Consider the following 9,022-nt stretch of genomic DNA (forward strand, 5'->3'; position numbering starts at 1 on the left):
CGTTTGCTTGCTGGCGATGGCGTTGTCCATCAGGTGTTTGAACAGTTTTTCGTCGGTGGTTTGCCCGTCGAGAAAGCGTTGGCCGGTGCGCGCGACCACGGCTTGCTGGATCAGGCGTTGTTCGTAGCGCAATTGATCGGTTTCACTGAGTAAGTCAGCGGCACGAAAACATTGGCTTTTTGATGCCTTGCGCGTCTTTGCGCTGAAGGCTTATAGTCCGCCGGTCGCCCATATGGCGATTCAGGTTTGGCGACCTGACGGTAGAGAATGCGCAAGCTGGCGGCTTTTTTGCAGACACTTGTGCGCCCGCAAAGTCGTTTATGACGGCTGTGCGCGGGAGACCTTAGGGTCTGCCGGTTTTCTCTACTGCCGGTTCGCCAACCTGCGTACAGCTGTCACCCATACGTTTGGCGACGTTTGAGTGATGGCATCCATCACTTAAGTAGAGAGATATAAAATGACCCGATACATGCCCCTGACAGGCCACGATTCAACCATCCCCGCGCTGGTGATCGACACACACGCCCCTCTAGATGTTCTCTATGACGCCGCTGCTTACCGCATTCGTGCAGTGACTCAGTTTCTGGAAAACCTGGCATTTCGCGAAGAAATCAGTAGTGATGCGATTGTCCTTCACGACTTTGCGCTGTTGCTGGCCATTCCATTGCGTGATGGTTGCGATCTCATGGATGTGATTGGGCGAAGGTTGATTTCGCAAGACTTATAAATAAATTCGGGCGGCGTAGAGCCGCCCGATCTGGCTAAACTCAGAGCCCAAGATGTAAAAAATAAAAGCCAATTTATTAAAGAGCCAGTTTTTGATATCTCACGCAAAAAAATCACATTTGAACCCAACAAAAATACACCAAACCTAAATAGGTTCACCTTCCCTAGCCACACCCTATAAAAATCAAATAAATCTGTCCCCTTTTTTCACAGTCCAGAGTCAAAACAGCAACCATGAACAGCAAACAGCTCAACGAAGTCAGTAAGTTTCTCAGCTATGTATTGCGACATGAACCGCAGTCCATTGGACTTCAGCTAGACATGGAAGGCTGGGCAGAAATTGATTTCTTAATTGCAGGCGCCGCTAAGGAAGGGCGTGTTTTAAATCGAGAACTGATCCTGACTGTGGTCAGCAGCAGCGATAAAAAGCGTTTTGCTATTTCTAACGATGCGCAATACATTCGCGCCGTGCAGGGCCATTCAACTGAAAGCGTAAACCTCCAGTATATTGAGAAAGAGCCGCCCGAGTTTTTGTACCACGGAACAGCAACTCGCTTTCTAGAGTCAATTCAGCAACAAGGGCTGATTGCGGGTTCTCGCCATCATGTACATCTATCACAAGATATGGCCACAGCCGTAGCTGTCGGACAGCGATATGGAAAGCCTGCGGTGCTAACAGTTAAAGCCCTGCGGATGCACCAACAGGGCTTCAAATTTTTTCAGGCTGAAAATGGTGTATGGCTTGTTAAAAGCGTTCCCTCCGAACAGCTGCATTTAAACGACCTGCCTCTCATTTGAAATCTCACAGGATTGTGCAATCACATGTATTGCCACACCTGTTGAGTGCAGAAACAATCTGTAATGTCTACAATCAGCGCCCCCCGAAGACTTACCCTCCATGTCCAGCATATCTGAATGCTCATACTCCACTAGCGAGTTGAGCAATGATATATCTCGATCATCTAGGCAAGTGAAAAAACTGTAACCAGGGAACGGCGTTTTAAAAAAATATTTGGCTCTTGAAAAACGAATACTTTTTTTAGCCTCGCCAAGATCAAAACCTTCCACCTCATAAAAAATATCTAGATTCAAAACTCCATCTGAATAAGACATATCAAATCTCGTCTCGCCATCAGAAGGCAAGAAACTGTCCAGATCGAGCAATTTTTTGGGGTTAGATAATTTCATCATCGCGACTACCTTCTAGCATTCTGCACAGAGCCACTATAGTTTTTATTCAACTGGTTTTTCACCAGATCATCAAAAGTGACCTCACCATAAGCATTAACGCCTGTTTTATTGACGCCATACCACTCGCCTTTAGGAATTCCAGCATTAATAAGTGCCGTTGAGCTCCTAGTATTAGCAATAACTTCTTTACCATCAATCAGAACGTAATCAAGAGGCACTTGACTAGGTTTTATTACACCCTCCTTCAAAGCAGCAGTAAGATCAGCAACAGTATTGATAGGCCGCCCAGCTGCTTGCGAATAAATACTCTGCCCTTCTTCACTGAACGCTTTTGTGGATTTCGCTAACACTTGTGCGAAGACACCATCATCTAGCACACCTAAAGCAGGAACGCTGTTTGGAAGAGCAGTCCCGCCTGCAGCTCCTACTTCTTTTGCACCAAGACCAAAATCCGTAGCGCCATCAACCGCCTTACCATCAACGGAAACAGGCCCCCGATTATAGCCTGCCGGGAGCTTGTTGCTGTACACCCCCTCCGAAGTGGTCCATGGTAACGCAGCGTCAGGACCTTTTGTTGCAACGGCCTCGCCAGCCTCTTTCGCACCCGCCTTCTCACCCATCAGCAGAAGAGATTTACCTTCAGCTAACTTGCTGGCCCCCTTGAGTAACGCAATTTCCATGGCAGCCCTCGCTGCCGCCGTGCCGTAATCACGCATGGGATTAACGTCGCCGGGGTAGGTATCCATACTGAACGAGTCGAGTACGTCGCTCCCCTGCGTGTATTGATAAGGCGTTAGCAGTGCACCCGTCGCCTGCATACCTTCGAACAAAAAGGGGACAGATTTATTTCTCCATACCCGACCTCGGTCTACCCTACCCTCGACGTTCGATACGAACTCCTAAAATCTTTTCTACTGACTTTAGAGTCCTCAGGCACAAAAAATAAAACCAGATTATTAAAGAGCGAAATTACGCAAACCTCAAATCCCCCCAAAGCCCAGCCCAGAAGTGATGTGATGTGATGTGATCTGATTCCGCTCTGCCGGCTAAGAGCCGCTGAAAATAAATCTGTCCCCTTTTTGATTTTGCTCCCCTGCGTGTATTGATAAGGCGTTAGCAGTGCACCCGTCGCCTGCATGCCATCATGAAAGGAGAGCGCGCCGCCCAAGCCAGAGAATGCCGGTGCCGCACAGCCCACTACCGTCACGCAGGCGGGCGCGGTCAACGCTGCACCGCCGAATCCGGCAGCGGCCCCAATCGCCCCCAGCACAGCACGCCCCGCGTTTCCAGAACGCTTCAGCGCCTCGTCATTCTTTAGCAAATTGTCGTTAGCTTTATCCCAGCGCCCGTATTCATCAAAAGCGCCCGTTGCCATCACAGCAAAAAGGGGACAGATTTATTTTTCCATGCCCGACCTCGGCCTACCTGCCCTCGACGTTCGATACGAACTCCTAAAATCTTTTCTACATCATCAATGAAGCGAGCACCTCCGGTAAGTTGTGCACGCTGTAATGCTTCACGAATAGTTCTTATCTCTTCACTAGAAACGGATTGCTCCACAAATTCTTTATATCTTTCGAACCGCTCTAGCATTGTGTCCCCTAGCATAGCAAAACACGCATCGATATCAAGCCAATCGTCATCTTGTGTAAGCCCAACACGGGCATTATAACTTGACCATGGGTAATCCGCAGGATCAACTACCATGCAAGCCCGTACCGGATTCAGCTCAATGTACCGACAGCACGCCAGCAAATAACTCTCCGTCTGTACCACACTTGACTTGTACCGGCTCTCCCATAGCGTACCTGTACGACCCTCCAACCTGTTTCGATATCGAGTAGCCCGCGCGGCAAGCGCCTTCATTAATTGCCCTAATCCCGCTACCGAGTTGCTTGGAGCAACCAACAAATGGACATGATTTGTCATCAAACAATAGGCATACACTTTTATTCCAAATGCGTCCTTGAGCTCTCGGAGGTCTTTCACGTAACGCAGGTAGTCCTCCTCAGCGGCAAATACCACCTGACGGTTATGGCCACGCTGTACAATGTGGTGTGGATAGTTTGGTAAAACGACACGCCCCACTCTGGGCATAAGCAATCTCCTTCCTTAGAAAATCACAGCCTAGCAGATGGGTGGAAAATAAATCTGTCCCCTTTTCCGTCCCTGTTACGGCGCTTCCTTGAAGAATGGGCTCTACATCTCCATAAGCCATCCCGCATATCCGTACCAAAACGTGCAAAGTCATCTGTGCTTGAAAAGCCATTAGGAATTACTGCCTCTTTTGCACCGTCACGCGTTAACTTTTAAAAGACTGTCAGTCTTCTCAAGAAAGTCATGCCAATTACAAAAAAGCCTTTCTAGATTTTGTTGCAAACTATGTTCCTCAGGTTTATATCCATCCGTTGGAGGCATATAGCGCACAAAACTTTCTATTTCCGGAAAAAAATCAAAATCCTCGTAAATCAACTCAACCATCTCAAGCGGATCAGCCACCGCATCCTTATTTTCAAACAGCCATTTGAGAACAATAAACAACCACTTTGTTTTCGAATCCACGACCGACAGATTTTCTTCACATCCAGCGAGGGAATACAGCCCGCTTTCAATTTCTTGAATATCAAAATCGTTCAAACAAATCAGGTCCACCTCCAACGGCTTAGTTGAACCATTAGAAACGTGAAAATCAGCCATTCCCACAACGAACTCCCAGCCAACTAGTTTATGCTCGTAACCCCAGAGAACATCTCGCCAGCACAGGAACACGCAATTATAAATAAACGAATATGGAATCATAGAAAAATACATATCACTTCACCTTCGGCGGACGTTGATTTGGAACACCGTTTATCACACCATTCTCTATAAAGCGCTGATGAGTCACATTGCCTGCAGGATCAAGTATGTACTCATATATCCCTGACTTCCCATTAAGCCCTCCCGTTGTTTGCAACAAGGTCCTATTGACCCCATCACCACCTGGTAGCATGAAGGTTTCACCTGCTGCAAGCTGCTCCTTAGTAAGATAACTAGCTGCAATATGTGACATGTCATCCTTCAAACCACTACCGACACGATTGGCAGACAATATTTTATCGGCGACAACATTTATATCTTTTGCACCATCACTGTTGTACATATTACCCGAGGAAGGAAGGTCCACCAGTGGGTTCGAGTAATCCGTTCCCTTCGGATCGACCACTTGGCTTCCACCGGTATTAGTTACCGTCGATGGCTGGCTGCCGGCGCCATACCCGTCGCTTGTTGGATGAGCCCCCTGGCCTTCAAGGATAGGGTTGACCAACGCTCGATTTTTATCGTTCAGCAAATCTGCTGGGAAGCTGGTGTCATACAGAAACTTCCACAACTCGGCAGAAATGGCGAGTTGATCTTTCAACGGACGACCGGATTGAGCGGCGGCATCAACGAGCGCATTTGCCGCGTCTCGCAGTCGAGCCTGATTTTCTGGCGTAGCCGTGGTGGTGACCAGCGCCCCTGCAAGCACCCCCATCACGCCTGCAGCCGCGGCCACCAGTGGTACAAAATCTTGACGATCACTCGTGTTTTTATTCAGCGCTGAGAGCAAGGCTAAAACTCTCATTGCCTCATCAGGGTTTTGATCACCTATGTCCGTGATCCGGGAAATAAGAGGATTGGACTCAGCACCCAGCTGCCCTTTCGTTATGCCCTGCAAAACCAGCTTGACGCCCTGCGACCTTCTCACCGGATCTTTGCTGTTCAAATCCCTGTTGTTTTCTCTGGCTATCACCCATGCCTCGGCGGCATCCGTGCCCACACCAAGTGCAGCGCCGGCAGGTATCAAACCGATTACAGCCAGCAAATCGGCTAATTTTTCGACCGTTTCCCTGCTGTGCTCGCCGTAAAGCGAAGCGCTTTGTTGCCATTGTGCTAATGCCACCTTGGGGCTTGCTACCGCACTTAACGATGAACTGGACGCGTACAGATCAGTACGGCTCTCGTTATCCTTGGTAACTTCATAGGCCTTGCTCAGATCACGGTTGAGGCCTGTCGTCGAATCGTTACCCGTGCCAGCATCGCTACGCACAGTGACCTCGCCTGCCCCAACAGTTGCACGCACAATCTGCTCACGTTCTTTTTCGTAGTTCCAGCCTTCGACGCTCCACCCAGTCTGGCCTTCTTTGCCCTTACCTGCCTGGCTACTGTCTTGTACGGTGTTGCCTTTGCTGTCACTGCTCCCGGTTTTATAGGTACCGCCCACGTTCAGGTAGTACCCATGCTCTTTGTCCTGCCCCGCAATATCGCTGAAGCCCAGCGTACCGGTGTCCAGTTTAAGGTTGCCGTTATCGGCTGCGATGACAGCACCGTCGACCTGAGTGTGGTTCTCGGTGCGGATATCAACTTTGTTTTTGCCGGTGATGCTGGTTTGTTCTTCAACCCAGTCGGTCTTGCCGGTGGTTTGGCCATAGCCGACCGAGCCGCTGACACCCGCTCCCGGGCCGATCGTGGCCGTAACACTGATGTCAAACTCTTTGCCTTTGACTTTGCCGGTATCAGCCAATGAAGACACATTGAGGTCGCCGCCAACACGGCCCACCACCTCGTCTCCTCGCAGGTTGGCGCCGCCGATGTGGGTGTCCTTGCCACTGGTGAAGCCCAAGCGGTCACCTGCATAGAGGTAGGCCTCTTGTTGACGTTGGCTTTCTCGCTCCAGGTTGCCTTTGCCCAAACTCACACTGACGTAGACGCCGATACCTTCGGAGCCAAAAGTCAGTCCTGCTTCCCCGCCGCCACTGTGGCGGTTGTTTTCGCTGTTGCTGTCGTTATGCGCCGAACGAATGTTCAAATCGTTGCCGGCGTTCAGTTCGATGTCTCTCTGCGCCTTGGCCTGTGTACCGATCAGGTTCAGATCATTGCTGGCCTTGAGGTTGATATCGCGACCTGCATCCAGCTGTGAAGCCGAAGAGGAGCCTTGGGAGCTCTCGCCTGTAGCAGTGCCGAAACTCGCGCCGGCACCCAACTTGATCCCGCCGCTGGTGCCGCCATGAATGCCGCCCCAACTTTGGGTGTTGGTGGTTTCTTCACTGGTACCGCCCTTGGCCACGTCCAGCGTGACGTCACGCCCTTTTATATTGATGTCACGCCCGGCTTCCAGATGGCTACCCTTCACCACGACGTCGTTGCCAGCGTTGAGGTTCAGGTCTTTGCCAGCATTGAGCGTCGAGGACCTGTTGGTCTGTTCGACAACTTGTTGGCTACTGCTCTGTTTGCTATGACCAAACTTGACATCACCCGTCGGACCATTAACAAATTGGCCGACCGAATCCACGGCCTTGAGCGTGCTCGAGCCTTTGCTGACATTGTCCTCGCCCTTGCCCGCTCCGCTCACCGCGTCCTTGGTATTGGCGTAGTTATGGTTGATCGAAGCCCCCAGGCCATTGCTCTCTTTTTGTCGCAGTTGCTCGGTGAGGGTGCTTTCACGGGCGGCATCGATGTTGATATTTCTCCCGGCCGTCAGGTCAATATCATTGGTTGCATCAAGGTCGGAGCCTCGCTGATTGATATCGCGTTTGGCGTTGATCGCGACGTCCTGGCCGGCACTGATATGGCTGCCTGACGCGACCTCATGTTCCAATCGGTTATTGTTCGTGGTGCCTTCGGTGCCTGCAAAAACGCTGAAGCCATTGCCATTGCTGGAAATACTGGAGCCAGTCTGTTTTTTCTTCTCCCAGCTTCGTTCGCTGCTGGTGCTCTGAGCCTCGACCACGTTGACGTCGCGCCCGGCGTTCAGGCTGACGTTGCGCCCGGCACTGATGCCGCTGCCTATCAGGTTGATGTCGCGTTCGGCCTGCAAGGTGGCGTCACGTTCAGCATTGACCTGGCTGCCCACGCTGGTACTGCTCTGCGCTTCACGTCCAGCCTTTTTCGCCGAAGAGATCGCTACCGAAGTCGGCCTCTCCACATAACCAAATTTCTTTTTGTATTCCTCGCTACGGCTGTAAGCGGTGTCATTTGCCGAAACCAAGTTGATGTCGCCGGTGCTGTTCACCAGACCTGCGCGCAACTCCGTGTCGTTCGCGGCACTGATCTCACTGGCCCGCAACCGCACGTCATTACCCGCAGCCACCACCACATCATGGCCCGCTTCCAACTCACTACCCACTTGGCTGGCGGTGGTTATCAACTGACTCTTGCCGCTTTTTGAAAGCCCGAGGAATCCGGATTTGCTCTTCTGACTGTACGAGCCATGCTCCTCGACACCCGACAGCACGGCGATATCGCCCGTGGCGCCCAACAGCATGTCGCCGCCGGCCTTCAACTGGCTGCCGATCACGGTGACGTCACGCCCGCCTTCTATGTTCATGCCACCATCGGCTTTTTTGCTGGCATTGATGGTCAGGTCTTTGCCGGCTTCAACGATGGAGGCCACGTTGGTGCTGTCATAACTCTCGCGTTGCTCGCTTTTGCTGCGACCAAACGAACCTTTGCTCTTTTTCGAGTAGAAGGAAGCGTCTTCGTCGAGTGCCGAGAGGATGTTCAGGTCACGCTGTGCTTCCAGAGCGACATTTGCGCCACCCTGAACACGGCTGGCGCTCAGTGCCAAGTCCTTTCCGGCACTCAGCGACACATCCCCCCCAGCCTTAACCAAAGTCCCCACCTGACTCACATGATCTTCCTGCGCCTTAACCTTCTTCAGGTTCAACGCCGAATGCTGCTCATCCGCCGCCGAAACCAGGGTCAGGTTCTCGATAGCCGACATCGCCACATCCCGCTTGGCATCAATCCGGCTGGCAATCGCAGTCAAATCCCGGCCCGCCACCGCGCTTAGATCGCGCCCCGCCGTCACCGAAGAACCATTCTGCGTCACGGAGCTGCTGTTGTTGCGCGCGCTGGTGTTGGCGTTGCTGTTCACCTGCTCCACTGACCCAAAACTCAGGTCACGCCCGGCCTGGATCGTGGTGTCGCGTCCGCTTTGCAGCACGCTGCCCTGGTTGGAGAAGTCGCGTCCGGCCCTGATGCTCAGGTCGTTGGCGGCTTCGATACGCGCCGCGCTGTTGAGGAAGTCGCTGTGTTCACTGATCAGGCCGTCGCTGCTGTCGTGGCCGGTGATGGTGCGTTCGTT

Annotated in this window: 8 protein-coding genes and 1 pseudogene; 2 read left to right on the forward strand and 7 right to left on the reverse strand. The window is 51.8% G+C overall.

Annotated features, from left to right (window positions below; all coding sequences use genetic code 11):
- A pseudogene (locus FEM54_RS35125) lies at positions 1–126 on the reverse strand (hypothetical protein); the annotation flags it as partial.
- Between the two features lie 331 nt (positions 127–457).
- Between FEM54_RS35125 and FEM54_RS16710 the strand changes: the two are divergent.
- Both FEM54_RS16710 and FEM54_RS16715 read left to right on the forward strand, forming a co-directional pair.
- A complete protein-coding gene (locus FEM54_RS16710; RefSeq protein WP_171045855.1) occupies positions 458–727 on the forward strand; it encodes a hypothetical protein in 270 nt (89 codons plus the stop codon).
- A 233-nt stretch (positions 728–960) separates the two neighbouring features.
- Entirely contained in the window at positions 961–1,524 is a 564-nt protein-coding gene (locus FEM54_RS16715) for an RNA 2'-phosphotransferase (protein ID WP_138451983.1), read from the forward strand.
- On the opposite strand, the gene FEM54_RS16720 is transcribed toward FEM54_RS16715, so the two are convergent.
- The 6 genes from FEM54_RS16720 to FEM54_RS16745 form a co-directional block, all read right to left on the reverse strand.
- Entirely contained in the window at positions 1,501–1,917 is a 417-nt protein-coding gene (locus FEM54_RS16720) for a hypothetical protein (protein WP_138451986.1), read from the reverse strand. The two genes, FEM54_RS16715 and FEM54_RS16720, sit on opposite strands and share 24 nt — an antisense overlap.
- Before the next feature lie 5 nt (positions 1,918–1,922).
- Positions 1,923–2,663, reverse strand: coding sequence for a hypothetical protein (locus FEM54_RS34355; protein ID WP_205894415.1), 741 nt, complete (start codon positions 2,661–2,663; stop codon positions 1,923–1,925).
- Between the two features lie 122 nt (positions 2,664–2,785).
- Positions 2,786–3,292 carry a hypothetical protein gene (locus FEM54_RS34660; RefSeq protein ID WP_240792757.1) on the reverse strand — a complete coding sequence of 169 codons (507 nt, stop codon included), beginning with the start codon at positions 3,290–3,292 and terminating at the stop codon, positions 2,786–2,788.
- Positions 3,292–4,014 (reverse strand): transposase, encoded by a 723-nt coding sequence (locus tag FEM54_RS16735; RefSeq protein ID WP_138451988.1) that lies wholly within the window; start codon positions 4,012–4,014, stop codon positions 3,292–3,294. Before FEM54_RS16735 ends, FEM54_RS34660 begins: the two co-directional genes overlap by 1 nt.
- Before the next feature lie 198 nt (positions 4,015–4,212).
- Positions 4,213–4,728 (reverse strand): DUF2247 family protein, encoded by a 516-nt coding sequence (locus FEM54_RS16740; protein WP_138451990.1) that lies wholly within the window; start codon positions 4,726–4,728, stop codon positions 4,213–4,215.
- A gap of 1 nt (position 4,729) precedes the next feature.
- Positions 4,730–9,022 (reverse strand): hemagglutinin repeat-containing protein (locus tag FEM54_RS16745; protein WP_138451992.1); only part of this gene is annotated, 4,293 nt, incomplete at its 5' end.

This window comes from Pseudomonas edaphica (assembly GCF_005863185.1).
Taxonomy (GTDB): Bacteria; Pseudomonadota; Gammaproteobacteria; order Pseudomonadales; family Pseudomonadaceae; genus Aquipseudomonas; species Aquipseudomonas edaphica.

Coding starts and splice junctions, on each gene's coding strand:
- FEM54_RS16710 (WP_171045855.1), top strand. CDS start 458: ATGACCCGATACATGCCCCTGACAGGCCACGATTCAACCATCCCCGCG.
- FEM54_RS16715 (WP_138451983.1), top strand. CDS start 961: ATGAACAGCAAACAGCTCAACGAAGTCAGTAAGTTTCTCAGCTATGTA.
- FEM54_RS16720 (WP_138451986.1), bottom strand. CDS start 1,917: ATGATGAAATTATCTAACCCCAAAAAATTGCTCGATCTGGACAGTTTC.
- FEM54_RS34355 (WP_205894415.1), bottom strand. CDS start 2,663: ATGGATACCTACCCCGGCGACGTTAATCCCATGCGTGATTACGGCACG.
- FEM54_RS34660 (WP_240792757.1), bottom strand. CDS start 3,292: ATGGCAACGGGCGCTTTTGATGAATACGGGCGCTGGGATAAAGCTAAC.
- FEM54_RS16735 (WP_138451988.1), bottom strand. CDS start 4,014: ATGCCCAGAGTGGGGCGTGTCGTTTTACCAAACTATCCACACCACATT.
- FEM54_RS16740 (WP_138451990.1), bottom strand. CDS start 4,728: ATGTATTTTTCTATGATTCCATATTCGTTTATTTATAATTGCGTGTTC.